The sequence below is a fragment of the Microbacterium sp. Root280D1 genome, assembly GCF_001428975.1.
In the GTDB taxonomy this organism is placed as follows: Bacteria; Actinomycetota; Actinomycetes; order Actinomycetales; family Microbacteriaceae; genus Microbacterium.
Window position 1 is genome coordinate 26,529 of sequence record NZ_LMJK01000004.1, and the last position, 23,910, is coordinate 50,438.

Genomic DNA, 23,910 nt, shown 5'->3' on the forward strand with positions numbered 1-23,910 from the left:
TCTCAGGAGAAGATCATCGGCAGGTCGTCGTCTTCCTCGGCCCCGCCGAGGTCGAACTCGACGACCACGGGGACGTGGTCACTGGGCTGCTCGCCCTTGCGCTCTTCGCGGTGGATCGACGCTCCGGTGACCGCCTCGGCGAGTGTCTTCGAGCCGAGGATGAAGTCGATGCGGATGCCCTCGTTGCGAGGGAACTTCAGACGCTGGTAGTCCCAGTAGGTGTAGCCCTCGGGAAGCAGTGGGCGGACGACGTCGGTCAGACCCGCGTCGGCGAGCGCGAAGAAGGCCTGACGCTCCTGCGGCGAGACGTGCGTCGAGACGCCCTCGACGATGTCGGGGTCGCCGTTGTCGGCGTCGAACGGGATGATGTTGAAGTCGCCCACCAGAGCGAGCGGCAGTTCGGGGTTCGCCGAGAGCTCTGCCGCCGTGGACTTCTTCAACTCCTCGAGCCAGTGCAGCTTGTAGGCGTAGTGCGGGTCGTCGAGCGAGCGGCCGTTCGGCACGTACAGGCTCCACACGCGCACACCGTCGACGAGCACGCCGATCGCACGTGCTTCGAGCGGTGCATCCGGTCCCTCGTGTCCCTTGGCGAAGCCCGGCATGCCGTCGAAAGACGTGCGGACGTCGGTGATCGGCAGGCGGCTGGCGATCGCGACGCCGTTCCATTGATTCAGGCCGTGGACCTCGACGTGGTAGCCGGCCTCTTCGAACGGCCCGTAGGGGAACTGCTCGGGTTTGCACTTGATCTCCTGCATCGCCAGCACGTCGATGTCCTCTCGGACGGCGAACTCGACGGTGCGGGTGACACGGGTGCGGATGGAGTTGACGTTCCAGGTGGCCAAGCGCATGCGTCAAGCCTAGGCCTTGCCTCCTACACTGGATGCCGTGACCGCACTCGACGCAGACCGCCAGACCCTTCTCGACCTGATCAAGGACGAGGCGGTGTTCCACGGAGACTTCACGCTCTCGAGCGGCAAGAAGGCGACGTACTACGTCGACATGCGCAAGCTCACCCTCGACCACCGCGCGGCACCGGCGATCGGTCGAGTAATGCTCGACCTCATCGGCGACCTCGACGTCGTGGCGGTCGGCGGCCTGACCCTCGGCGCCGACCCCATCGCGAACGCGGTGCTGCACGCCTCGGTCGCCGCCGACAAGCCGCTCGACGCGTTCGTCGTGCGCAAGGAGCCGAAGGACCACGGCCGCGGTCGCCAGATCGAGGGTGCAGACGTCGCCGGCAAGCGCGTCGTCGTGCTCGAAGACACCTCGACCACCGGGCAGTCCGCGCTCAAGGCCGTCGAGGCGCTGCGCAAGGAAGGGGCCGAGATCGTCGCTGTCGCCGTGATCGTCGACCGCAAGACGGGCGCCCAGGCCGCGATCGAAGCCGAGGGCCTCGAATGGCGTGCCGCCTTCGACCTCGACGACCTCGGACTCGACCCCCAGTGACCCGCTACGCGCTGGCCGTCGACGTCGGCGGCACCAAGATGGAGGCCGCGCTCGTGGACGAGCACGGTGTGCTCGTCGGCGGCAGCCGCTCGCGACAGGCGACCGGGCGCCAGGCGACGCTCGAGTCGCTGAACGACGCGGTGATCTCGATCGTGACCCACGCTCTGGCCGCTGTGCCGGCGGATGCCGACCTCGTGGGCGCCGGTGCCGGAAGCGCCGGACCCATCGACCGTGCCGCCGGAGCGATCATGCCGGTGAACATGCCGCTCGCGCGGGGCTTCGGTCTTGCGGAGTCGGTGCGCTCGGCGGCATCCGCTGCGCTCGGCCGCGAGGTTCCGACCGTCCTCGGCCATGACGGTGGCGCGCTCGCCCTGGCGGAATCCTGGCTCGGCGCCACGCAGGATGCCGGCGCCTCGCTGTCGATCGTCGTCTCGACCGGCGTCGGCGGAGGGTTCGTCGTCAACGGCGCGTACATTCCCGGAGCCACCGGCAATGCCGGGCATCTCGGACAGGTGCGTCGCGAAGGCGGGCTCACCCTCGAGGAGATCGCCTCGGGGCCCGCGAGCGCCGCCTGGGCTCAGCAACAGGGCTGGACCGGAGCCACCGGTGAGGACCTGGCTCGGGATGCCGCCGCGGGCGACGCCGTCGCCCGCGCGGCCATCGAGCGGTCGGCGAAGGCGGTCGGAGAAGCGCTCGCGGATGCCGCGACCCTCGTCGACCTCGACATGGTCGCGATCGGCGGCGGGTTCTCTCGCGTGTCCGCCGACTACATCGACCTCGTGCAGCAGGCGCTCACGGCCAGTGCCGCGCACGAGTACTCGCGGCGTACCCGGGTCGTGCGCTCGGGACTCGGCGACGAGGGGCCGCTCATCGGCGCCGCGGCGCTCGTCCTACGCTGACCTGCCGGTCACCGGGGAATCAGCGCCCCGCGACGATCAGGTGACGCTGCGGCCCTTCGAGTCGGGCCACCGCGACCTTGAGTTCGGTGACGTCGGCGGCGACGCCGTCGATGCGTGCCGTGAGCCTCTGTTCCACTCCGTCGATACGCGCACCGAGCGACGTCTCGACGCCGACGAGATCGGTGCGGAGGGAGTCGGATCGACGGATGCACCAGGCGAAGCCCGCGAACATGGTGCCGCCCAGAGCCAGCAGGAGGCCGACGGCGCTGATGACGATCGTGATGATCTCGGCGGACACGAACATGCTCCCATTCTGGGGGTGGAGGGTGGGGCCTCGCAGAATGCTACGCGGGCGACGACCGGGGCCGACGGCGGTGCGGGTCATCCTTCGGGCACGGGGGAGAACGCGGTCCAGAAGACGATCGTGCAGAAAAGTTCGACGCTTTCCGTTCGCCCCCCTAACAAAAGCGGCCTACGCTCGTAGCAGGCGACGGAAGGAACACGCATGCGCGTACTCGGACTGCTCTCGGGCACCTCACACGACGGCATCGACGTCACGGTCGTGGACTTCGCAGAGAGCGACGGAGCGCTGCGCGGCACGGTGCTGCACGAAGACAGCGTGCCGTACGCCCCCGACCTGCGGGCCCGACTCGTCGCGGCGCTGCCTCCGGCGCCCACGACGTTCGCCGAGGTCTGCGAGCTCGACACCCTGATCGGCCAGGCCTTCGCCGAGGTCGCCGCCACGGCATCCGACGTCGTCGGGGGAGTGGATGCCGTGTGCACGCACGGCCAGACCGTCTTCCACTGGGTCGCCGACGGCCACGCGCTCGGCACCCTGCAGATCGGGCAGCCGGCGTGGATCGCCGAGCGGGTCGGCGCACCCGTGGTGTCGGACGTGCGCATCCGTGACATCACTGCGGGCGGCCACGGTGCACCTCTCGTGTCGTTCCTCGACGAACTGCTGCTGCGCGGTCGGGCGGGAGTCTCGGCGGCGGTGAACCTCGGCGGCATCGCGAACGTGACCGTGGTCGGTCCCGACGGTCTGTCGGCCTACGACATCGGCCCGGCGAATGCACTGGTCGACGCGGTGGTCGTCGCCGAGGGGCTGAACGACCGAGGCTACGACGCGGATGCCGCGATCGCTCGCACCGGCACCGTCGACGACGTGCTGCTCGCCGAGCTGCTCGCCGACCCGTACTACGCCCTGCCCGCGCCCAAGAGCACGGGCAAGGAGCATTTTCACCTCGACTATGTGCGTGCGCACGTCGACCGCATGCGACCCGGCATCGCGCCGGCCGACCTGATCCGCACGCTCACCGAGCTCACGGTCCGCACCGTCGCACACGACATCCGCACCGCCGGCATCCGCTTCCTGGCTGTCTCGGGTGGCGGGTGCCACAACCCGCTCATCATGCAGGGTCTGCGTGAGGCGCTCCCCGACATCGAGGTGGTGCTCGCCGACGAGCTCGGCGCCCCGGTCGACAGCAAGGAGGCGATCCTGTTCGCGCTGATCGGATGGTGCACGTTGCATGGCGTCGCGGCCGTGACGCCCGGCGGCACCGGAGCGCGGGAAGCCCGAATCCTCGGCACCATCACACCCGGTGCGGGTCCGCTGCGGATGCCGGAGCCCGTGGATGGAGTGCGCAGCCTGACGCTGCGCTGATCGAAGGATGGGGGCGCTCAGCGCTTGCGGTCGTCGTCGTCCCAGGGGCCTTCCCACCAGCCGGCGCGCCCATCGCCCCCGCCGCCTCCACGACGTCGTGAGCGGAAGAACTGCACCACCCACACGGTCAGCGTGCTGAGGAGGATCAGGAAGATCACCAGGAACAGCAGGTCGGACTGGTTCATGGGCGTTTCCCCTCCGCGGCATCCGCCACGATCTTGGCGATCCGAGCGGACCGCGTCTCGGCACGCTTCGCCATCGCGATGTGCGTCAGGCCGAACTTCTTGACCGACTTCGGAAAGGCGTCCCAGTGGGCCCGCGCGGCGGGCACGGCATCCAGCGCCTCCGTCAGTTCGGGCGGCTCGATCCCGGCTTCCGGGCCGTCGAGCAAGGTCCACGACCCGTCCGCCTTCGCGGACTCGAGCACCCGGATGCCGGCCGGTGCGAGCTGTCCGGCGGCCTCGAGGTCGATCAGTCTCGCCTTGTTCGTCGCTGCCCATCCGCTGCCGCGTCGTCGGGGTGAGAACCACTGGCCCACCGTCTTGTCGTCGAAGGTGCGCACCGGACCGTCGATCCATCCGAAGCACAGAGCCTGACGCACGGCATCGTCGTATCCGACACCTCCGGCCCGGTTGCCGCGAACGCTCAGCAGCCAGACTCCCGCGATGCGCTCATGATGCTCCTCGAGCCAGGCGCGCCAGGCGGCCGCATCCGCTGCGACGACCCGCTCTCCTTCGTCGAGCGCGCCCACGTCAGTCCTCGTCGAGCGTCGGAATCGACTCGGTGACGGTGGGCAGCAGGTCGGCGACCGAGTCGACGATCTCGTCGGGTCGGAACGGATACTTCTCGACCTCGGCCTCGTCGCTGATGCCGGTCATCACGAGCACGGTGTGCAGCCCCGCCTCGATGCCGGCGATGATGTCGGTGTCCATCCGGTCGCCGATCATGCCGGTCTTCTTCGAGTGCGCGCCGATCTTGTTGAGCGCCGAGCGGAACATCATCGGATTCGGCTTGCCGACGACATACGGCTCCTTGCCCGTCGCCTTGGTGATGAGCGCCGCGATCGCGCCGGTCGCCGGCATGACTCCGTCGGCCGAGGGGCCCGTCGCATCGGGGTTCGTCACGATGAAGCGCGCGCCCTTGATGATGAGTCGGATCGCCTTGGTGATCGCCTCGAACGAGTAGTTGCGAGTCTCGCCGACGACCACGAAGTCGGGATTCGTCTCGGTCATGATGAACCCGGCCTCGTGCAGGGCCGTGAGGATGCCCGCCTCGCCGATCACGAAAGCTGAACCGCCCGGCAGCTGCTGCGCGAGGAAGTCCGCGGTGGCCAGCGCCGAGGTCCAGATCCGTTCCTCGGGCACGACGAGTCCGCTGGCGCGGAGGCGGGCCGACAGGTCTCGTGCCGTGAAGATCGAGTTGTTCGTCAGCACGAGGTACGGGATGTCGTTCTGCTCCCACCCGGCGAGCAGCTCGGACGCGCCGGGAATGGCGTCGTTCTCATGCACGAGCACGCCGTCCATGTCGGTCAGCCAGCATTCGATGTTGTCGCGGTGTGCCATGTGCACAGCTTATGGGGCGGCGATTACGGGCAGGTGTCAGGTTGTGGCGAGGCTGTCAGGCGCTGAGCCAGACCACCTCTGCGGCGCCGTCAGGAAGCGTGGTCTCGACGCCGTCGAGCTCGATGCCCTGGTCCGTGGTCGTGATGCTCGCCGCGACGGCGACGCCAGCCGCCTCGAGGGCGCGCAGCAGCTCGGGGTCGCGGTCGTCGACGCGCAGCACGCGGCCGACGTGACCCACCGGCGCGTCGGCGAGAAGGATGAAGGGCTCGCGTTCGACGACGCCCGCGGCATCCGGGATCGCGTCGCCGTGCGGGTCGAATCGTGGCCGGCCGAGGCGTGCGTCGATGCCCTCGAGAAGGCGGTCGCTGATCGTGTGCTCGAGCACTTCGGCCTCGTCGTGCACCTCGTCCCAGCCGTAGCCGAACTCCTGCACCAGCCAGGTCTCGATCAGGCGGTGGCGTCGCACCATGGCCAGGGCGCGCTGCGTGCCGGCATCGGTCAGCCGAACCGCACCGTAGGGCACGTGCGAGACGAGGCCCGCGGCGGCGAGCTTCTTGACCATCTCGGTCACCGAAGACGGAGCGATGCCGAGCTTCGCCGCGAGCACCGACGGGGTGATCGGCGCGTCCTGCCACTCGGTGTGCGCGTAGACGGTCTTCAGGTAGTCGTCTGCTGCGGGGGATGCCACTCGTCCAGCCTAGATCAGGGGTTCGCGACGTCGACGAGGATGCCGAAGGCGACCTGGCCGGCGAAGAACACGATGAGGAAGCCGAGCAGAGCGGCGAAGAGCGAGAGGCGGCCGTCGAACCCCTGGATTTCGGCGATGCCGATCTTGCGGGCGCGGAAGGCCAGTACCAGCGTCGCGATGCCCAGCGCCAGCTGCACCCACGGGCCGCCGAACGGAAGCACGGTCGGGAAGGCGACGAGGAGGCCTCCGATCACGCCGGTCGCGATGCCGGTCCACGTGAGGATGCGGACGGTGCGGCGCGCGGGTTCGGCAGACATCCTTCGAGCCTAATCGCCTGGCGAGGGCGCCGTGGACGCTGTGAATCGTGTCAATCGGGCCCGATTCCTTGACGCGAGAGGAGCGCGGCGGGTAGCTTCGACCGGGCACGGGAAAACGCTATCCGAGCGGGCTGCAGGCCCAGAGATGGATTTCGATGATGAACATCCGACACCGATCATTCCGCGCCGTCGTGGCGGTGGCCGCCGCCGGCTGCCTCGTCGCGGGTGGTGCGCAGAGCGCGGCAGCGGCGTCACCCGCAGCCCCGGCCGCGGGTCGCCACGATCACGGCACCCCGGCACCGCAACTCGAGTCGCTCGACCGCGGACTCGTCGCCGTCTCGACCGCCGAGGGCGTCTTCCTCAGCTGGCGACTCCTTGCGACCGAGACGACGGGCGCGACCGAGACCGGCCTCGCCGGCCCCGACTTCGCCGTCTATCGCGACGGCGCGAAGGTCGCCACGGTCACCGACAGCACGAACTACGCGGATGCCGGCGGCTCCGCCACCTCGGAGTACTCCGTCGTCCCGATCGTGAGCGGCATCGAGCTGACGGCATCCGCGTCGGCATCCGTCACCGCCTGGGCCGACGGTCACCACGACCTGCCCCTGCAGAAGCCGGCCGACGGGGTGACGCCGAAGGGCGAGGCCTACACCTACTCGGCGAACGATGTCTCCGTCGGCGACGTCGACGGCGACGGGCAGTACGAGTACGTCGTGAAGTGGGACCCCTCGAACTCGAAGGACGTCTCGCAGCGCGGCTACACCGGGCCGGTCTATCTCGACACCTACGAGCTCGACGGAACGCTGCTGAATCGCCTGGACCTCGGCGTGAACATCCGCGCCGGAGCGCACTACACGCAGTTCCTCGTCTACGACTTCGACGGCGACGGCCGGTCCGAGACCATGCTGAAGACGGCGCCCGGCACGAAGTCGGTGCAGTATGCCGACGACGGCTCGGTCGCGAGCGAGTCGTACATCACTCTCCCCAAGGACGACCGCAAGGCCGGGTACTCGAACGACGACGACTACCGCGTGAGTGCCGCGGACTACGAGCAGCGTCTGGTCGAGATGTTCCTCGGGTGGAGTGACCGCGAGGAGGTCGTGTCGGGCCAGTGGCCGGCCACTCTCGAAGAGGCGTGGGGCATGCCCGTGACGCACGACTACCCGCTCTCGCCGGAGGCCGCGCAGGAACTGGCGACCACCTTCATCGACGTGTACGCGCCGAGCCGCAGCGCGCGCAACCTGCTGCGGGAGTTCGAGGGCTTCATCGTCGACGGACCCGAGTACCTCACGGTCTTCGACAGCGCGACCGGCAAGGAGCTGCAGACCATCCCGTATCCGACCGAGCGAGGAGACGACGGACTGCTGTGGGGTGACTACGCGATGTCGCGCATCGAGCCGGCGAACCGCGTCGACCGCTTCCTCGCCGGCGTCGGATACCTCGACGGGCAGCATCCGTCGGCCGTCTTCGCTCGCGGGTACTACACGCGCACGACCGTCACGGCCTTCGACTGGGACGGCAAGCGCCTCACGGAGCGGTGGGACGTCGACAGCGGCCACGTGCCGATGACGAACCCGTTCAACGACTCCCCGCACGGCCGTGACGGCACCGACCCCGAGTTCGGCACGATCACGACGCAGGGCGATCACTCGCTGAGCTTCGCCGACGTGGATGCCGACGGAAAGCAGGAACTCGTCTACGGATCGGCGACGATCGACGACGACGGCAGCCTGCTGTACAGCTCGTTCGACGTGCTCCCCGAGGGCAGCGCCGATCCCGGGGCGACCGTGCGCCTGGGCCATGGCGACGCCATGCACGTGACCGATATCGACCCCAGCCGCCCCGGCCTCGAGATCTGGACGGCCCACGAGGGTGCGACGAGCGCACCGTACGGGTCGGTGATGCGTGATGCCGCGACCGGAGAGTCCCTGTTCGGGGCGTACTCGGGTCGCGACACCGGTCGCGCCATGATCGGCGACGTGCGTCCCGACGTGCCGGGTATCGAGGTGTGGTCGAGCATGCCAGGCGGCACCGAGGGCAGCGGACTTCTGAGCGCGACCGGCGAGGTGCTGCAGCCGGAGACGCCAGGCACCAACATGTCGATCCGCTGGGCGGGCGACCTGACGACGCAGCTCGTGAACGGCAGCGGCGCCCAGACGCCGACCATCGACGACTGGACCCGCGGGACGCTGGTCACCGCGACCGGAACGCTCACGAACAACGGCACGAAAGGCAACCCGTCGCTCGTCGCCGATGTGCTGGGGGACTGGCGTGAGGAGCTGCTCGTGCGCACCGCGGACTCGAGCGCGCTGCGGTTCTTCACGACGACCGAGCCGACGGCGCACAAGCTCACGACCCTGATGCACGACGTGCAGTACCGGGCCGAGACCGCGCGTCAGCAGACCACCTACAACCAGCCCGCGTACACCTCGTACTACCTGGCGAGCGACATCGACTGGTCGCAGGTGCCGGTGGTGACCGCGCCGACGACTCCGAAGGCTCCGACCTTCACCGACAAGCCGGGCACCTCCCGCGACGAGGTGAAGGTGCCGAAGAACGTGACAGGCATCAGCTACTACGTGAACGGCGAGAGGGTCGAGGCGCGGGGCGGCAAGGTGAAGGTGACGGGAGAGGTGACCGTCGTCGCCGTCCCCGAGCCCGGATGGCGCATCGCCGACGGCGCGACCTCGCAGTGGACCGAGACTCTCCGCTCTCGCTGACGGCGCGGTGACAGGACGCCGCCCCGAGTCGACTCTTCCCGTGCCGGCTCGGGGCGGTTCTGCGCGCAAGGGTCGTGCTGCGCGCGCGAGGCCGGTCGCTCAGGCGCCCGTCAGCACCAACCAGAGCAGGGCGCCATTGAGCGCGATGAGCAGAACGGATGCCACGATGCCCGCCGCCGTCGTCCAGGTGCGATTCGCCCAGACGCCGAGCGTGCGACGCTGCGCGGTGAGCGCGACGAGGGGGATCAGCGCGAACGGGATGCCGAATGAGAGGACGACCTGGCTGAGCACCAGCGCCAGCGTGGGATCGAAGCCGATGCCGAGGATCACCAGCGCGGGGATCAGGGTCACGAGTCGACGCGCGAGAAGCGGGATGCGCACGTGCAACAGGCCGTGCATGATCTCCGCTCCCGCGTAGGCACCGACGGATGTCGAGGCGAGACCGGAGGCCAGCAGCCCGACCGCGAAGAAGGTCGCGACGACAGGCCCGAGTCCCGCGGCGAGCGCGGCATGGGCGCCTTCGAGCGAATCCGTCCCCTCGACACCTGCCAGGTTGGCGGCCGCGAGCAGCAGGATGCCGAGGTTGACGGTGCCCGCGATCACCATCGCGATCGAGACGTCCCAGCGGGTCGCCGTGAGCAGGCGACGGATGCGCGAGGTCTCGGTTCGCGCAGTCTCCGTCGGCCCGTGCGCCGCGGCGGCACCGAACCGATCGCGAGTGAGCGAGGAGTGCGCGTAGATCGCGTGCGGCATGATCGTCGCGCCGAGGATGGAGGCGGCGAGGAGCACCGATCCGGTGCCCTCGAAACGGGGCACCAGGCCACCGACGATGCTCGCGGCATCCGGCGGTGCGATGAAGAGCCCGGCGACGAAGCCGACCGCGATGATCACCATGAGCCCGATGATCACGAACTCGAAGGGCCGAGCGCCGCGGCGGCTCTGCACCGTCAGCAGGACCATCGACACGGCGCCGGTGATGATCCCTCCGAGCAGCAGCGGGATGTCGAACAGCAGGTAGAGGGCGACCGCGCCGCCGATGACCTCGGCCAGATCTGTCGCCATCGCGACGAGCTCGGCCTGCAGCCAGTAGGCCCGACGGGCCCACGGCTTCGTGAGGCGCGCACCCAGCACCTCGGGGAGACTCTGCCCCGTGACGACGCCGAGCTTCGCCGACAGGTACTGGATCAGCCAGGCCATCACGTTGCCCGCCACCACGACCCAGACCAGCAGGTACCCATACTGCGCGCCGGCGGTCATGTTGCTCGCGACGTTGCCCGGATCGAGATACGCGACGCCGGCGACCAGCGCGGGTCCGAGGAGCCAGAGGCTGCGGGGCGCGGTGGCGCGGGTGGGCGTCGGCCCCTTCTCGACGACAGCATTTTTCGGCATGCCGAAATCGTAGCGGATATTTCGGTGTACCTAAATCGCTGTTGCGGATGCGCCGGATAGCCTGGCTGGATGGATGAGCAGGCGCCCGCGGATGCAGCGGAGACAGGCGGATCGTCGGCCCAGCCCGGATACGGGGTCGGACCCTGGCCCGGCGGCGAGGTCGAGTGGCCTGCGGGGGAGCAGTACGACCCCGAGCTGCTGGCCGTCGGAGACACGCGCAACGTGATCGATCGCTACCGCTACTGGCGGATGGACGCGATCGTCGCCGACCTCGACACAAAGCGGCATCCGTTCCACGTGGCCATCGAGAACTGGCAGCACGACATGAACATCGGCTCGATCGTGCGCAGCGCCAACGCGTTCCTCGCCGACACCGTGCACATCATCGGCCGGCGCCGGTGGAACAAGCGGGGCGCCATGGTCACCGACCGCTATCAGCACGTCGTGCACCATGAGGACGTCGAGGCCTTCACCGCCTGGGCGACCGCCGAAGGCCTGCCGATCATCGCCGTCGACAACGTCGAGGGCGCAGTGCCCGTCGACCGCGCGGATCTGCCGCAGAGCTGCGTGCTGCTGTTCGGTCAGGAGGGCCCGGGCCTCTCGGATGCCGCGCTCGCCGCGGCATCCGCCCACATCGAGATCACGCAGTACGGCTCGACCCGGTCGATCAACGCGAGCGCGGCCGCCGCGGTGATCATGTACGAGTGGTGCCGGAGGCACGCGGGCTGACGGCGGCGTCGGACCCTCTCGACACGATGCCCGCTCGGGCGTAGCGTGAGTGCCGATCTGAGGAGGTCGACATGGCAGCGATCAGCTCCATCCGCCCGTTTCTCTGGTTCGACGGGCGGGCGCAGGAGGCGATGGAGTACTACGTCTCGGTGTTCCCGAACTCGTCGATCGACCAGGTGGTCCTGTACCCCGACGAATCGCTCGATCGACATTTCGAGGGCATGAGCGGCAAGGTCCTCAACGGCGACTTCACCCTGAACGGCTCGCCGTTCGGCTGCCTCAACGGAGGCCCCGAGTTCGCGTTCAACGAGTCGATCTCCTTCGTGATCGGGTGCGAGGATCAGGCCGAGATCGACCACTACTGGCAAGCCCTCTCGGCCGTGCCGGACTCGGAGGCCTGCGGCTGGTGCAAGGACAGGTTCGGAGTGAGCTGGCAGGTCGTGCCGGCCGGTCTGGATCTGCTCCAGCAGAGGCCAGAGCAGATTCAGGCGCTCATGCACATGAAGAAGATCGTGATCGCCGAGCTCGAGAACGCCTGATCCCTCGCGGCATCCTCAGTTCCCGAGATTCCGGGATACGTGTAGACGCCCGGAGTCGCAGCGATCGTGCAGTGCTAGACGCCGGCGGTGACCCAGCGACCCGAGCGCACGCGCCAGCCGAGAGTGCCCAGCCGAGCGAGCAGGTAGATGCCGAAGAAGGCGATGGCGAGCCAGATGAGGCCCGCTGACGCATCGACTCCGCTCGCGGCGATGATCCAGAGTGCCGGCAGGAACGGCACGAGATTGATCCCGCCGGCGATCGCGAGGTAGCGCGCGTCGTTCGCCCCCATCAGCACTCCGTCGAGCACGAACACCACCCCGGCGATCGGCTGCGCGAGCGCGAGGATCAGCAGCGCCGGCTGCACGAGCGCCGCGATCTCGGCGTCGCCGGTGAACACGATCCCGAGGACTCCGGAGAGTGCAGCGATGACAGCCCCGACCACGACGCCGAACCACGCGCCCCAGGCCACGGTGCGTTTCAGCACCCGATGCACCTGTCGCTCGTCGCCGGCACCGAGCTCTTTGCCGATCAGCGCCTGTGCGGCGATCGCCAGCGCGTCGAGCGCGAATGCCGCCGCCGAGAAGATCGTGAAGACGATCTGCCATCCGGCGAGCTCCTCGGTGCCGATGCCGGTGGCGACGGCGACCGTCGCGAGCAGAGCGACGCGCAGGCTCACGGTGCGCAGGAACAGCCAGCCGCCCGAGCGCGCTGTGCTGCCCATGCCGTCCCGTCGGGCTTTCAACGATGCGTCATGCCTCGCCGCGAGCCGCCGGATCACGAGGACGTATGCGCCGACCATGCCCCACTGGGCGACGACCGTGCCGGCCGCCGAGCCGGCGATGCCCCAGCCCAGCCCGTAGATGAACACCACGTTGAGCAGCGCGTTGGCCCCGAACCCGAGGCCGGCGATCCACAGGGGAGTCATGGTGTCCTGCATCCCGCGCAGCAGCCCGGTCGCGGCGAACACGATGAGCATCGCTGGGAGCCCCCACATCGAGACGACGAGATAGGCGTTGGCATCGGCGGCCACGGCGTCGCTCGCGCCGAACAGCGAGACCAGCCAGGGGGAGGATGCCGCGCCTGCGGCGGCGAGCACGGCCCCGATCGCGAGGGCGAGCCACATGCCGTTGATGCCGACCGAGACGGCCTCGCCCGGTCTGCCGGCGCCGAACAGTCGGGCCACCGCCGGGGTCGTCGAGTAGGCGAGGAAGACCATGAGTCCGACGATCGTCTGCAGCACCGCACCCGCGATGCCCAGGCCCGCGAGCGGCGTCGTGCCGAGATGTCCGACCAGCGCCGCGTCGACGATGAGGAACGCCGGTTCTGCGATCAGGGCGCCGAGCGCGGGGACGGCGAGGCGCAGGATCTCGCGGTTGAGAGTGCGCTCGGTCATCCTCCGAGCCTATGGGCTGGCGCGGACAGCAGGCGGTGCAGCACGCCCGCTCCGCCCTCCGGATCCGGTGCGGTCGTACCCTGGAAGGACCAGGATGCGACGGAGGTGCATCATGACGGATCCACGGGAGGCCGCGGCGCGGTACCGTGCGCGGCAGCGAAGCCGGGGGGACGACGAGGACGACAGCGAGTCCGGTGCAGAGCCGGGCATCGCCGCAGCGACGGATCGAGCCGCCTTCATCGAGACGGCGATCCAGGTCGCGATCCGCCGGGGCGATTTCGACGATCTCCCCGGTGCGGGCAAGCCCCTCGAGGGACTCGGAACGCACCACGACCCCGACTGGTGGATCCGACGCAAGATCGAGCAGGAGAACCTGACGGGTCTCGGTCCGCCGGCGATCCTGTTGCGCACCGAGGATCGCGAGCTCGACGACCAGCTCGACCTGCTCGGTCGCGAGGCCGACGTGCGGTCGGTGCTCGAGGACTTCAACGGTCGGGTGCTCGAGGCCCGACGCCAGCTGCAGGGCGGTCCGCCTGTCGTGACGAGTCCACGCGACATCGACGCCGAGGTGGCGGCGTGGGCCGAGCGACGCGCGGCGCGCTTCGCGGCGCGTGCTGCGGAGACGCCGGAGCGGCCCCGGCGACGACGGTTCGGCCTCCGGAGCAGGGCGTGACCCATCCCCCCGAATGTCGGAGCGACGCATAGGCTGGTCGGCATGACCGACGTGCTCCCCTCTGGCCTTGAGACCTCCGAGTTCAGCTCCGACATCCGCCCGCAGGACGACCTCTACCGCCATGTCAACGGCGCCTGGCTCTCCCGCACCGAGATCCCCGGCGACAAGGCGCGGTGGGGGTCCTTCCATCTGCTGGCCGAGCAGGCGGAGAAGGACGTCAGGGCGATCATCGAGGAGTCGCAGGATGCCGAGCCCGGCACTCTCGCCCGCAAGATCGGCGACCTGTTCGCCAGCTTCATGGACACCGAGCGCATCGCCGCGGCCGGGGCGACGCCCCTCGCCGAGACGCTCGCCGAGATCGACGCGATCGACGGCATCCCCGCGTTCCTGCGCACGGTCGGCGCCTACGATCGCGACGGCCGGGCGCACCTGATCGGGTTCTACGTCGACGGCGACCCGGGCAACCCGGAGCGCTACCTCCCGGTGGTCGTGCAGTCGGGCCTGTCGCTGCCGGACGAGAGCTACTTCCGGCTCGACACCTTCGCCGAGACCCGGGCGGCATACCGCGCGCACCTCGAGCGACTGCTCGCGCTCGCCGGAGTCGCGGATGCCGCGGGCACCGCCGACCGCTCGATCGCCCTCGAGACCGAGCTCGCCGGGCACCACTGGGACAACGTGCGCAGCCGCGATGCCGTCGCCACGTACAACCTGAAGACCTGGGCCGAGATCCAGGAGCTCGCCGGTGTCGACCTCGAGCCGTGGCGCGATGCCGTCGCTCCCGGCCACCCCGAGGCGTTCGCCGAGGTCGTGGTCTCGCAGCCGAGCTTCCTCGAAGGCCTCGGGTCGCTGCTGACCGCCGAGCGTCTCGACGAGTGGAAGGCCTGGCTGCGCGCCCAGGTCGTGCATGCCGCGGCTCCGTATCTGACCGACGACTTCGTGCAGGAGAACTTCTCGTTCTACGGCACCGAGCTCACCGGCGTCCCCTCGATCCGCGAGCGCTGGAAGCGCGGTGTCTCGGTGACCGAGAGCGCGCTGAGCGAGGCGATCGGCAAGGTCTACGTCGAGCGGCACTACCCGCCGACGGCGAAGGCCGCGATGGATGAGCTCGTCGGCAACCTCATCGAGGCCTACCGGCAGAGCATCACCGACCTCGAATGGATGACGGCCGAGACCCGCGAACGCGCACTCGCCAAGCTCGACTCCTTCACGCCGAAGATCGGGCACCCTGCCGTGTGGCGCGACTACTCGAGCCTCGAGATCGACCGCGCCGACCTGTTCGGCAACGTGCGCCGTGCGGCGATCTTCGAGCACGACCGCAACGTCGCGAAGGTCGGCAAGCCGATCGACCGTGACGAATGGCACATGCCGCCGCAGATGGTCAACGCCTACTACAACCCCTCGATGAACGAGATCGTGTTCCCGGCGGCGATCCTGCAATACCCGTTCTTCGACGCGTCGCGCGACGCGGCCGCCAACTACGGCGGCATCGGCGCGGTCATCGGTCACGAGATCGGTCACGGATTCGACGACCAGGGCAGCCGTTACGACGGTGACGGCAAGCTCGAGGACTGGTGGACGGATGCCGATCGCTCCGCGTTCGAGCAGCGCACCAAGGCCCTCATCGCGCAGTACGACGAACTCGTGCCTGAGGGACTCGCCGCCGAGCACCACGTCAACGGCGCGCTGACGATCGGTGAGAACATCGGCGACCTGGGCGGTCTCGGCATCGCGCTCAAGGCGTATGAGATCGCACTCGACGGCGCCGAGGCGCCGGTCATCGACGGCTACACCGGCGTGCAGCGCCTCCTGCTGTCGTGGGCGCAGGTCTGGCAGCAGAAGAGCCGCGACGCCGAGACGCTGCGCCTGCTCACGATCGATCCGCACTCTCCGAACGAGTTCCGGTGCAACCAGATCGTCCGCAACATCGATGCGTTCTACGAGGCGTTCGACGTGACCGAGACCGACGCGCTGTGGCTGCCGCAGGACTCGCGCGTGACCATCTGGTGAGCGCTCCGGCCTCGGCGATCGCGCCGGGTCGGGGTGCCCTGCTGTCTGCCGGATGACGTTCTGATGACCGTATACCGGAGTATGTAGGGCATCCTCACCTGGCGGGGTTACGATATCCGTGCTGCGGCGGATGGACACCGCAGCATCCCGCCAATCCAACCCCCCTGTTAAGGATCACGCGTGGGTGCTTCCGAGCCTGCCGACGGCCCGCCGCTGGCCTCGCTGCGCCGCTCTCAGCGGACCAGCCGACGCTTGCCGCGCCGTGCTGCCGCAGGGCGCAGGTCGTTCACCTCGACCTTGCGGGCGCTCGAACAGCTGGCGGATGCCGGGGCCCAGGTATCGGTGCATGTCGTCGATCTCGACAACCACACGCAAGTCCTCGCGGGCGACGACCATGTGACCATGCCGGTCGCCGGACTCGGTGTCGTGCCCCTGCTGATCGAGGTGGCGGCCGCGTTCGAGGCGGGCACACTCGATCCGCTCGAGATCGTCGAGCGCACCGCCGTCGATCCGGTGTCGACGTCGGGGCTCTGGCGCCACCTGCACGCGCCCGCCCTCCCACTCGAAGACCTCGCCGTGCTCGCGGCCACGGCCGGCGACCCCATCGCGGTCAACGCTCTGCTGCAGCGGGTCGGCCACGACCGGGTGCGCGAGCGCATCGAGGCTCTCGGACTGCGCCGCACCGCCGTTCTCGATCGATTCCGTGACGAGCGCGGCCCCGATGATGCTCCGCACGTCGCCGTGGGCTCTGCACGCGAGTTCGCGGGTCTCTTCTCGGCGCTCGTGAATTCCCAGGTGGTGGGGGCGTCGGTGAGCGCTCAGGTGTCCGAGTGGCTGAGCCTCAATCAGGATCTGAGCCTGGTGGCATCCGCGACCGGCCTCGACCCGTTCGCACACGACCACGACGCGCACGGCCTGCTGTTCATCAACAAGACCGGCCGCGACCGCGGCGTGCGTGCCGAAGCGGGAGTGCTCGCCGGGCCGCGCGCGGGTGTGGCCTACTCCCTGATCGTCTGCTTCGACGATCTGTCGATCACGCACCGACTCCGCGCGCACGACGCCTTCCGCGTCCTCGGGGTCGAGCTCATGGAGTACACCCACTGATCGCATTCCACGCCCGACGCGACGTCGGCCGCGGTTAGCATCGAGCAATGCCCCGTACAGACTGGACCCCGCATCGTCGTGATGACGGAGAACTTCTCGGTTGGATCCATCCGGAAGGCGAGGGCTGGGTCGCGATCGATGTGCTCGGGCGCGCGGTGTCCGGGCCGACGGAGTGGCTCGACGCCGAGGCGGCCCTGGAGGACCACGGGATCGCGTGGCTCGCCGACCCGTGGATGCTCGAGGGCGAGGCCGAGCGCCCCCTGCGCGTGCGCATCGTCGAGGTCACGCCCGATGGCGAGGGGAGATCGGGGCGCATCGTGGTGAAGGTCGACGACTTCGGCGACATCACTCGTCCCGCCACGCAGCAGTACGTGCTCTCCTGGCCCGCCCCTGATCGGCTGCGGACGCCATCGCCGACGGATCCCGATCCGCGGGCGTTCTGACCCGACCGTTCGTGGACTGCGGGCGCCGGCGTGCGCGGTGTGCGTGCGCGGTCAGCCCGGCAGCGAGGGGTGCTGCTCGGACGAGCGCTGGCGGGGGATGAACAGCGACAGGACGAGCGCGACGATTCCGGCGGCGATAGCGAGCCAGAAGCACACGTCGAACGCCGCCCTCGTCGGCACGGATACCCCGCCGACGTCGATGCTCATCGCGGCCAGCACGCCGCCCATCACGGCAGAGGCGCTCGACGTGCCGACCGAGCGGAAGAGGGCGTTGAGTCCGTTCGAGGCGCCGGTCTCGTTCGCGGGCACCGACCGCATGATGATCATCGGCATGGCGGCGAACGTGAAGCCGATGCCGACCCCGATCAGCAGGTTGCCCACCAGGATGTGCCACACCTCGCTCGACCACAGGAGCACGAAGACGTACGCGAGGACGATGGCTCCCGCGCCGACGGTGAACAGCGGACGAGGTCCGACGGTGCGCTCGAGCCATCCCGACAGGGGTGAGATCACCATCATCACGAGGCCGGCGGGCATGATGATCAGCGACGCCGAGACCATGTCGAGCCCGAAGCCCGCACCCGAGGCCGCGGGGCCCTCGAGCAGCTGCGGGAACGTCACGTTCGACGCGAACAGCGCGAAGCCCATCCCGATCGCGGCGATGTTGGTGAAGAGCACGGCGGGGCGCGCGGCGACCCGCAGGTCGAGGAGCGGATCGTTCGTCCGCAGCTGGTACCAGCCCCAGACGAGCAGTACGCCCACGCCGCCGATGATGCAGGTGAGGGTCAGCGGTGCCGTCCAGCCCCACTCGGCACCGCGGGACACGAACAGCAGGATGCCGGTGAGTCCGATCGCGAGTCCGATGGCGCCGAGCACATCGAGGCGTCCGGGGAACCGCAGCACATCCTCGGGGATCACGAGGAGTACCAGCGCGAGACCCACGACGCCGAGAGCCGCGGCGAGCCAGAACAGCCAGTGCCAGTCCGCGTTCACGGCCAGCAGCGCGGCGACCGGCATCCCGATCGCGCCTCCGACGCCCATGGTCGCGCTCATCAGGGCGACGGCCGTGCCCAGGCGTTCGGGAGGCAGCACGTCGCGCATGATCGCGATGCCGAGCGGTACCACGCCCGTCACCGCGCCTTGGAGCGCTCGACCGATGATGACTCCGATGATCGAGCCCGACAGTGCGGCGATCAGGGAGCCGAGAATGAGCAGCCCGAGCAGCACGATCACCACTCGGCGCTTGCCGTACATGTCGCCGAGCCGGCCCGAGATCGGAGTGGCGACGGCGGCGACGAGCAGCGTGATCGTGACGACCCAGGTGGTGTCCTCGCGAGACGCGTTCAGCAGGCGCGGCAGCTCGGCCTGCAGGGGCACGACGAGCGTGAACATGAACGACGAGCAGAGGCCCGCGAAGGCCAGGACGGCGACGATGGCCCACTTGGGTGGTGTTCGGGAGAATTTTCTGCGCGCGCGATCTTCGTTCTCTCCCATCGCTTCAGGCTATCGGCGTCTGCGACACCGGAGGCGCGAGGACGATGCGATCGTCAGCTCACGCCCTTCATCAGTCGCAGCACCGGCTTGACGGCGAACAGCAGACCGAGGCCGACCACGATCGCTATTGCGCCGAGGATAGAGAAGTACGGCACCTCGTTCTTCGGGTCGTAGAACTGCACGAGCCAGCCCGAGATCGCGGTGCCGAGTGCGATCGACAGGAAGAACAGCGCCACCATCTGGGTGTGGAACACCTTCGGCGCGAGCTTCGTCGTGACCGACAGCCCCACGGGAGAGATGAGCAGCTCGGCCACGGTGAACACGAAGAGGATGCCGACGATCGCGAGCAGGGGCGTGGAGTTGGCGCCGCCGCCTGCGAACGGCAGGAACAGCAGGAACGCCGCACCCATGATGATCGCTCCCAGTGCGAACTTCACCGGGGTGGAGGGCTGGCGCGGGCCGAGGCGCGTCCAGATCGCCGCGAAGACGCCGGAGAGGATGATGATGAACACGGGGTTGATCGACTGGACCCACGAGACGGGCATCTCGAATCCGAAGATGTTGCGGTCGAGGCGCTCGTCGGAATAGACCGTGAGCACGGTGAACTGCTGCTGGTACAGCGACCAGAACGCGACGCTCGTGATGAAGAGCGGCAGGAATCCCCACACGCGGGAGCGCTCGGTGCCGTCGATCCGCCGACTGCTGAGGATGACGGCGAAGTACGCGACCGTCGCGATGATGGTTCCGATGATGACGATGTCCGCCAGGTTGTCGGCCTGGATCACGCCGATGAGCACCAGCACCGCGATGAGCGCGACGGCTGCGACCGCGACGATCGCGACCAGCGGATAGCGCGACCGGGGGAGCGGGTTCGGCACGCGGCGCGCCTCGTCCGGCAGCGCCTTGCGGCCGAAGGAGTACTGCACCAGCCCCAGCGTCATCCCGATCGCGGCGAGGCCGAAGCCATAGTGGAATCCGAGCGACGACTGCAGGATGCCGGTGAGGATCGGGCCCAGGAAGGCCCCGAGGTTGATGCCGAGGTAGAACAGCGAGAATCCGGCATCCCGGCGGGTGTCGTCGGCGCTGTAGAGGGTTCCGACGACCGACGTGGCGTTCGCCTTGAGGCCACCGGATCCGAGGGCGACGAGCACGAGCCCGACGCCGACTCCGATGAACCCGGGAAGCAGGGCCAGGGCGACGTGCCCGCCGACGATCACGATCGCACTGATGAACAGCACTCGCTCCGACCCCAGCATCCGGTCGGCGATCCACGCGCCGAGGATGGTCGAGAGGTAGACCGACCCTCCATAGGCGCCGACGATGCCGCCGGCGACGGCCTGCGAGAGTCCGAGGCCGCCCTCGCTGACCGAGAAGTACAGGTAGATCAGCAGGATTCCCTGCATGCCGTAGAAGCTGAAGCGCTCCCACATCTCGACTCCGAAGATGTGGACGAGCGCCCAGGGCTGCCCGAAGAACCTGGTGTCGGACTTCTCGGCGGTCGTATCGCTGGTTGACATCCCTCCACGGTACGCCCGCTCGCGGCATGGTTCCCAGACCGTTCGCGTCGCTCGATTCCGAAAACGGCGACCGGAGGGGCAGACTGGGGGCGTGCGAACCATCCGTGATCTGGACACCGTTGAACTCATCATCGACGCGCAGTGCCTGCTCGACTCCATCCGGGGCCCCGAGCGCGTGATCGACGCCGGCACGCTGCGCGCCCTGCAGCAATCCGGCAACTACGTCGTCGGCCTCTTCGACGCCGAGAGCGGCGAAGAGCGGATGGTGGGCGCGTCGATCGCGTTCTTCGGTGCACCCGGACGCCGGGCGATGCACTCGCACATCACGGCACTGCTGCCCGACTACCGCGGACGCGGGTGGGGGCGCGAGCTCAAGGAGCACCAGCGCCAGTGGGCGTTCTCGCGCGATGTCGGCCGCATCACCTGGACGTTCGATCCGCTCGTCGCCCGCAACGCGCACTTCTTCCTCACCGTTCTCGGCGCACGTGTCACCGGATACTCCGTCAACCGCTACGGCATCTTCGGCGGCGGGGATGCCGGGGACGAGAGCGACCGACTCGACGTCGAGTGGGCTCTCGCCGACATCGCCAAGCCACCGGCATCCGACGCGATCGTCGAGACGCTCGAGATCCCCTCGGACATCGAGACCATGCGCATCGAGGATCCGGAGGCGGCGCACGAGTGGCGCACGCGGCTGCGCGCGCAGATGGAGGGGCTGCTGGGCAGCGGCCTCGCTCTCTCGGGGTTCGATGTCGAGAAGGGCTACCTCTTCACGGCCTGAGCGCCGCACACCTGGCCTCGCCGGGGTCCTGACGCGAAGCGGTCGCGGATAAGATTGAGGTGCCCGTGATCACGGGCTTTCCCACCGCCGACCATTGGAGCCACCGTGGCCGAACAGTCCCGTCTAGACAAGGTCATCGCCCTTGCCCGCCACCGCGGGTTCGTCTTCCAGGCGGGTGAGATCTACGGCGGTTCGCGGTCCGCGTGGGATTACGGGCCCCTCGGCACCGAGCTCAAGGAGAACATCCGCCGCCAGTGGTGGCAGACGTTCGTGCGCGGCCGCGGCGATATGGTCGGCCTCGACTCGAGCATCATCCTGCCCAAGCGCGTGTGGGAGGCGTCCGGTCACGTCGCGACCTTCACCGATCCGCTGGTCGAGTGCCTCAGCTGCCACAAGCGCTTCCGTGCCGACAACCTGATCGAGGACTTCGAGGCGCGCAAGGGCCGCAAGGCGGAGAACGGCCTCGCCGATGTGCCGTGCCCGAACTGCGGCACGAAGGGACAGTACACCGAGCCCAAGTCGTTCTCGGGTCTCGTCAAGACCTACCTGGGAGTCGTCGACGACGAGTCCGGGCTGCATTTCCTGCGCCCCGAGACGGCTCAGGGCATCTTCGTGAACTTCTCGAACGTGCTCACCGCCAGCCGCAAGAAGCCGCCGTTCGGCATCGGCCAGGTCGGCAAGGCGTTCCGCAACGAGATCACGCCCGGAAACTTCATCTTCCGCACCCGTGAGTTCGAGCAGATGGAGATCGAGTTCTTCACGCCGCCCGCAGAAGCTCAGGAGTGGTTCGACCACTGGGTCGAGGCGTGCTGGAACTGGTTCATCGATCTGGGCATCGACCCCGAGAACATGCGCCAGTTCGACGTTCCCGAAGATGACCGCGCGCACTATTCGGCCGGCACCATCGACGTCGAGTACCGCTTCGGTTTCACGGGCAAGGAGTGGGGTGAGCTCATGGGCGTCGCGAACCGCACCGATTACGACCTGTCGAGCCACAGCGAAGCCTCGGGCCAGAGCCTGACCTACTTCGACCAGGCCACCGGAGACCGTTACACGCCCTACGTGATCGAGCCCTCGTTCGGCCTCACTCGCGCCATGATGGCGTTCCTCGTGGACGCGTATCGCGAAGAAGCGGTGCCGAACGCCAAGGGCGGCACCGATGTGCGCACCGTGCTCAAGCTCGACCCGCGTCTCGCCCCTGTCAAAGCCGCCGTATTGCCGCTGAGCCGCAACGAGCGCCTGTCGCCGCTGGCGCGCGAGGTCGCTGACACGCTGCGCAGCTCGTGGGCCGTCGACTTCGACGACGCGGGCGCGATCGGCCGTCGCTACCGCCGTCAGGACGAGATCGGCACACCGTTCTGCGTCACGATCGACTTCGACTCGCTCGACGACCGTGCGGTCACCGTGCGCGACCGCGACACGATGGCGCAGGAGCGCGTCTCGATCGACGATCTGCACGAGTACCTGGCTGAGCGTCTCAAGGGCGCCTGACGCGCGGACCACCGGAACGAGAGGCTCGCTGTCCGAGAGGACGGCGGGCCTCTCGCGTCAGCCGGTGACGGTCAGCTGCACCTGATCGGTGCCGCCCGCCTCTACCCAGGCGAGCGAGCGCTCGAGGATGCCGCGGAGCACGTCGAGGTCGATCTGTTCCAGGTCCTTGATGTAGAGGCATCCGACGCCGGTGCTGTGCGGGCCGAGGTTCTCGAGCGCGCCCGAGTGCGCATCGACGCCGTCGAACAGATAGATGGTGGTCGCCGCTTTGCGCGGGGCGAAGCCGAGCAGGCCGCTGTCGCCCTCGGTGCCGGTCGGGTACCGGTAGTGGCAACTTCCGAATCCGATGATCGTGCCCCAGGTCTGAGGGTCGCGGCCCGTGACCCCCTGCATGAGCGCGGTCAGCGTCTCGGCATCCCGGCGGCGGACCGCCGGAGTGGAGCGGGCGATGAGACCTGCGACGTCATCGCCCGTGGGTTTCATGCGTTCGCCTTCGCCGCAGCTTTCATGGCCTTCTTGTGCTCTCGTACTCTGGTGAGCGATTCGGGCGAGACGATGTCGGCGACGCTGCGGTACGAACCCTCGGTGCCGTAGTCGCCGGCGGCCTCCCGCCATCCCGCGCCGGTGAAGCCGTACTGCTTGCCGAGCAGAGCAAGGAAGATCTTCGCCTTCTGTTCGCCGAAGCCGGGAAGGGCCTTGAGCCGCTTCAGGACCTCGGTGCCCGACGGATCACCGTCGGTCCAGATCGCCGAGGCGTCTCCGTCCCACTGATCGACGATCTCCTGGCACAGGGTCTGCACGCGTGCCGCCATCGAACCCGGGAACCGGTGCACGGCGGGCGTCGTCTTGAACGCCTCGAGGAACTCGTCCGGGTCCATGGCCGCGATCGTGGTGGCGTCGGACGCGCCTGTGCGCTGCTCGATCTTCAGGGGACCGGCGAAGGCCGTCTCCATCGGAACCTGCTGATCGAGCAGCATCCCGACCAGCAGGGCCAGCGGATTGTCGGTGAGCAGCGCGTCTGCGGCGGTGTCTCCGGTGATGTGAAGGGCCATGC

General features: G+C 68.8%; 25 protein-coding genes. 12 read left to right on the top strand and 13 right to left on the bottom strand.

Annotation, left to right across the window (positions count from 1 at the left end; translation table 11 throughout):
• Nucleotides 1-2 precede the first annotated feature (2 nt).
• Complete coding sequence (locus tag ASE34_RS16690; RefSeq protein ID WP_056280390.1) at nt 3-848, bottom strand: exodeoxyribonuclease III; 846 nt, start codon at nt 846-848, stop codon at nt 3-5.
• A gap of 37 nt (nt 849-885) precedes the next feature.
• On the opposite strand from ASE34_RS16690, the gene pyrE reads away from it, so the two are divergent.
• Together pyrE and ASE34_RS16700 are read left to right on the top strand one after the other, a co-directional pair.
• Nucleotides 886-1,446: an orotate phosphoribosyltransferase gene (gene pyrE, locus ASE34_RS16695; RefSeq protein WP_056280392.1), complete on the top strand. Its 561-nt coding sequence runs from the start codon at nt 886-888 to the stop codon at nt 1,444-1,446.
• The gene (locus ASE34_RS16700; protein ID WP_056280396.1) at nt 1,443-2,345 is read left to right on the top strand and encodes an ROK family protein; all 903 of its coding nucleotides are present in this window, start codon (nt 1,443-1,445) and stop codon (nt 2,343-2,345) included. Before pyrE ends, ASE34_RS16700 begins: the two co-directional genes overlap by 4 nt.
• A gap of 19 nt (nt 2,346-2,364) precedes the next feature.
• On the opposite strand, the gene ASE34_RS16705 is transcribed toward ASE34_RS16700, so the two are convergent.
• On the bottom strand, nt 2,365-2,649 hold the full coding sequence (locus tag ASE34_RS16705) for a hypothetical protein (RefSeq protein ID WP_235567524.1): 285 nt from the start codon (nt 2,647-2,649) through the stop codon (nt 2,365-2,367).
• A 201-nt stretch (nt 2,650-2,850) separates the two neighbouring features.
• Between ASE34_RS16705 and ASE34_RS16710 the strand changes: the two genes are divergently transcribed.
• Nucleotides 2,851-4,008 (top strand): anhydro-N-acetylmuramic acid kinase, encoded by a 1,158-nt coding sequence (locus tag ASE34_RS16710; RefSeq protein ID WP_056280398.1) that lies wholly within the window; start codon nt 2,851-2,853, stop codon nt 4,006-4,008.
• A 17-nt stretch (nt 4,009-4,025) separates the two neighbouring features.
• On the opposite strand, the gene ASE34_RS18050 is transcribed toward ASE34_RS16710, so the two are convergent.
• Genes ASE34_RS18050 through ASE34_RS16730 form a run of 5 tightly spaced genes read right to left on the bottom strand, consistent with a single transcriptional unit; the run spans nt 4,026 to nt 6,575 of the window.
• Complete coding sequence (locus ASE34_RS18050) at nt 4,026-4,193, bottom strand: hypothetical protein (RefSeq protein WP_171821950.1); 168 nt, start codon at nt 4,191-4,193, stop codon at nt 4,026-4,028.
• The gene (locus tag ASE34_RS16715) at nt 4,190-4,759 is read right to left on the bottom strand and encodes a YdeI/OmpD-associated family protein (protein ID WP_056280401.1); all 570 of its coding nucleotides are present in this window, start codon (nt 4,757-4,759) and stop codon (nt 4,190-4,192) included. The genes ASE34_RS18050 and ASE34_RS16715 overlap by 4 nt, the downstream gene beginning before the upstream one ends.
• 1 nt (nt 4,760) lies before the next feature.
• Nucleotides 4,761-5,570 carry an HAD-IIA family hydrolase gene (locus ASE34_RS16720; RefSeq protein WP_053098019.1) on the bottom strand — a complete coding sequence of 270 codons (810 nt, stop codon included), beginning with the start codon at nt 5,568-5,570 and terminating at the stop codon, nt 4,761-4,763.
• A gap of 55 nt (nt 5,571-5,625) precedes the next feature.
• Entirely contained in the window at nt 5,626-6,258 is a 633-nt protein-coding gene (locus tag ASE34_RS16725; RefSeq protein WP_056280404.1) for a metal-dependent transcriptional regulator, read from the bottom strand.
• 14 nt (nt 6,259-6,272) lie between these two features.
• Entirely contained in the window at nt 6,273-6,575 is a 303-nt protein-coding gene (locus ASE34_RS16730) for a hypothetical protein (RefSeq protein ID WP_056280406.1), read from the bottom strand.
• A 158-nt stretch (nt 6,576-6,733) separates the two neighbouring features.
• Here ASE34_RS16730 and ASE34_RS16735 point away from each other — a divergent pair, with 158 nt between their 5' ends.
• Nucleotides 6,734-9,295 carry a rhamnogalacturonan lyase gene (locus ASE34_RS16735; RefSeq protein ID WP_056280668.1) on the top strand — a complete coding sequence of 854 codons (2,562 nt, stop codon included), beginning with the start codon at nt 6,734-6,736 and terminating at the stop codon, nt 9,293-9,295.
• 99 nt (nt 9,296-9,394) lie between these two features.
• On the opposite strand, the gene ASE34_RS16740 is transcribed toward ASE34_RS16735, so the two are convergent.
• Nucleotides 9,395-10,684, bottom strand: coding sequence for an Nramp family divalent metal transporter (locus tag ASE34_RS16740; RefSeq protein WP_056280409.1), 1,290 nt, complete (start codon nt 10,682-10,684; stop codon nt 9,395-9,397).
• Between the two features lie 69 nt (nt 10,685-10,753).
• Between ASE34_RS16740 and ASE34_RS16745 the strand changes: the two genes are divergently transcribed.
• On the top strand, nt 10,754-11,413 hold the full coding sequence (locus tag ASE34_RS16745; protein WP_056280412.1) for a TrmH family RNA methyltransferase: 660 nt from the start codon (nt 10,754-10,756) through the stop codon (nt 11,411-11,413).
• A 71-nt stretch (nt 11,414-11,484) separates the two neighbouring features.
• Entirely contained in the window at nt 11,485-11,952 is a 468-nt protein-coding gene (locus ASE34_RS16750) for a VOC family protein (RefSeq protein WP_056280415.1), read from the top strand.
• A gap of 74 nt (nt 11,953-12,026) precedes the next feature.
• Here ASE34_RS16750 and ASE34_RS16755 read toward each other — a convergent pair whose 3' ends face one another.
• The gene (locus ASE34_RS16755; protein WP_053098013.1) at nt 12,027-13,346 is read right to left on the bottom strand and encodes an MATE family efflux transporter; all 1,320 of its coding nucleotides are present in this window, start codon (nt 13,344-13,346) and stop codon (nt 12,027-12,029) included.
• Nucleotides 13,347-13,458: 112 nt separating this feature from the next.
• On the opposite strand from ASE34_RS16755, the gene ASE34_RS16760 reads away from it, so the two are divergent.
• From ASE34_RS16760 to ASE34_RS16775, 4 genes are all read left to right on the top strand, one after another.
• Nucleotides 13,459-14,019, top strand: a complete 561-nt coding sequence (locus ASE34_RS16760; RefSeq protein ID WP_056280419.1) for a DUF1992 domain-containing protein — start codon at nt 13,459-13,461, stop codon at nt 14,017-14,019.
• A gap of 42 nt (nt 14,020-14,061) precedes the next feature.
• Nucleotides 14,062-16,026 carry a M13 family metallopeptidase gene (locus ASE34_RS16765; protein ID WP_056280422.1) on the top strand — a complete coding sequence of 655 codons (1,965 nt, stop codon included), beginning with the start codon at nt 14,062-14,064 and terminating at the stop codon, nt 16,024-16,026.
• A 180-nt stretch (nt 16,027-16,206) separates the two neighbouring features.
• A complete protein-coding gene (locus ASE34_RS16770) occupies nt 16,207-17,130 on the top strand; it encodes a serine hydrolase (protein WP_056280425.1) in 924 nt (307 codons plus the stop codon).
• Between the two features lie 47 nt (nt 17,131-17,177).
• Nucleotides 17,178-17,573 (top strand): hypothetical protein, encoded by a 396-nt coding sequence (locus ASE34_RS16775; RefSeq protein ID WP_056280429.1) that lies wholly within the window; start codon nt 17,178-17,180, stop codon nt 17,571-17,573.
• Between the two features lie 51 nt (nt 17,574-17,624).
• On the opposite strand, the gene ASE34_RS16780 is transcribed toward ASE34_RS16775, so the two are convergent.
• Together ASE34_RS16780 and ASE34_RS16785 are read right to left on the bottom strand one after the other, a co-directional pair.
• A complete protein-coding gene (locus ASE34_RS16780) occupies nt 17,625-19,067 on the bottom strand; it encodes an MFS transporter (RefSeq protein ID WP_056280432.1) in 1,443 nt (480 codons plus the stop codon).
• Between the two features lie 53 nt (nt 19,068-19,120).
• The gene (locus ASE34_RS16785) at nt 19,121-20,584 is read right to left on the bottom strand and encodes a peptide MFS transporter (protein WP_056280435.1); all 1,464 of its coding nucleotides are present in this window, start codon (nt 20,582-20,584) and stop codon (nt 19,121-19,123) included.
• Nucleotides 20,585-20,675: 91 nt separating this feature from the next.
• Here ASE34_RS16785 and ASE34_RS16790 point away from each other — a divergent pair, with 91 nt between their 5' ends.
• Together ASE34_RS16790 and ASE34_RS16795 are read left to right on the top strand one after the other, a co-directional pair.
• Nucleotides 20,676-21,365, top strand: coding sequence for a GNAT family N-acetyltransferase (locus ASE34_RS16790; protein WP_056280437.1), 690 nt, complete (start codon nt 20,676-20,678; stop codon nt 21,363-21,365).
• Between the two features lie 105 nt (nt 21,366-21,470).
• Complete coding sequence (locus ASE34_RS16795; RefSeq protein WP_056280440.1) at nt 21,471-22,856, top strand: glycine--tRNA ligase; 1,386 nt, start codon at nt 21,471-21,473, stop codon at nt 22,854-22,856.
• A gap of 57 nt (nt 22,857-22,913) precedes the next feature.
• Here ASE34_RS16795 and ASE34_RS16800 read toward each other — a convergent pair whose 3' ends face one another.
• Together ASE34_RS16800 and ASE34_RS16805 are read right to left on the bottom strand one after the other, a co-directional pair.
• The gene (locus tag ASE34_RS16800) at nt 22,914-23,339 is read right to left on the bottom strand and encodes a DUF1801 domain-containing protein (protein ID WP_056280443.1); all 426 of its coding nucleotides are present in this window, start codon (nt 23,337-23,339) and stop codon (nt 22,914-22,916) included.
• Nucleotides 23,336-23,908 carry an HhH-GPD-type base excision DNA repair protein gene (locus ASE34_RS16805; RefSeq protein ID WP_056280445.1) on the bottom strand — a complete coding sequence of 191 codons (573 nt, stop codon included), beginning with the start codon at nt 23,906-23,908 and terminating at the stop codon, nt 23,336-23,338. The genes ASE34_RS16800 and ASE34_RS16805 overlap by 4 nt, the downstream gene beginning before the upstream one ends.
• Nucleotides 23,909-23,910: the final 2 nt, after the last annotated feature.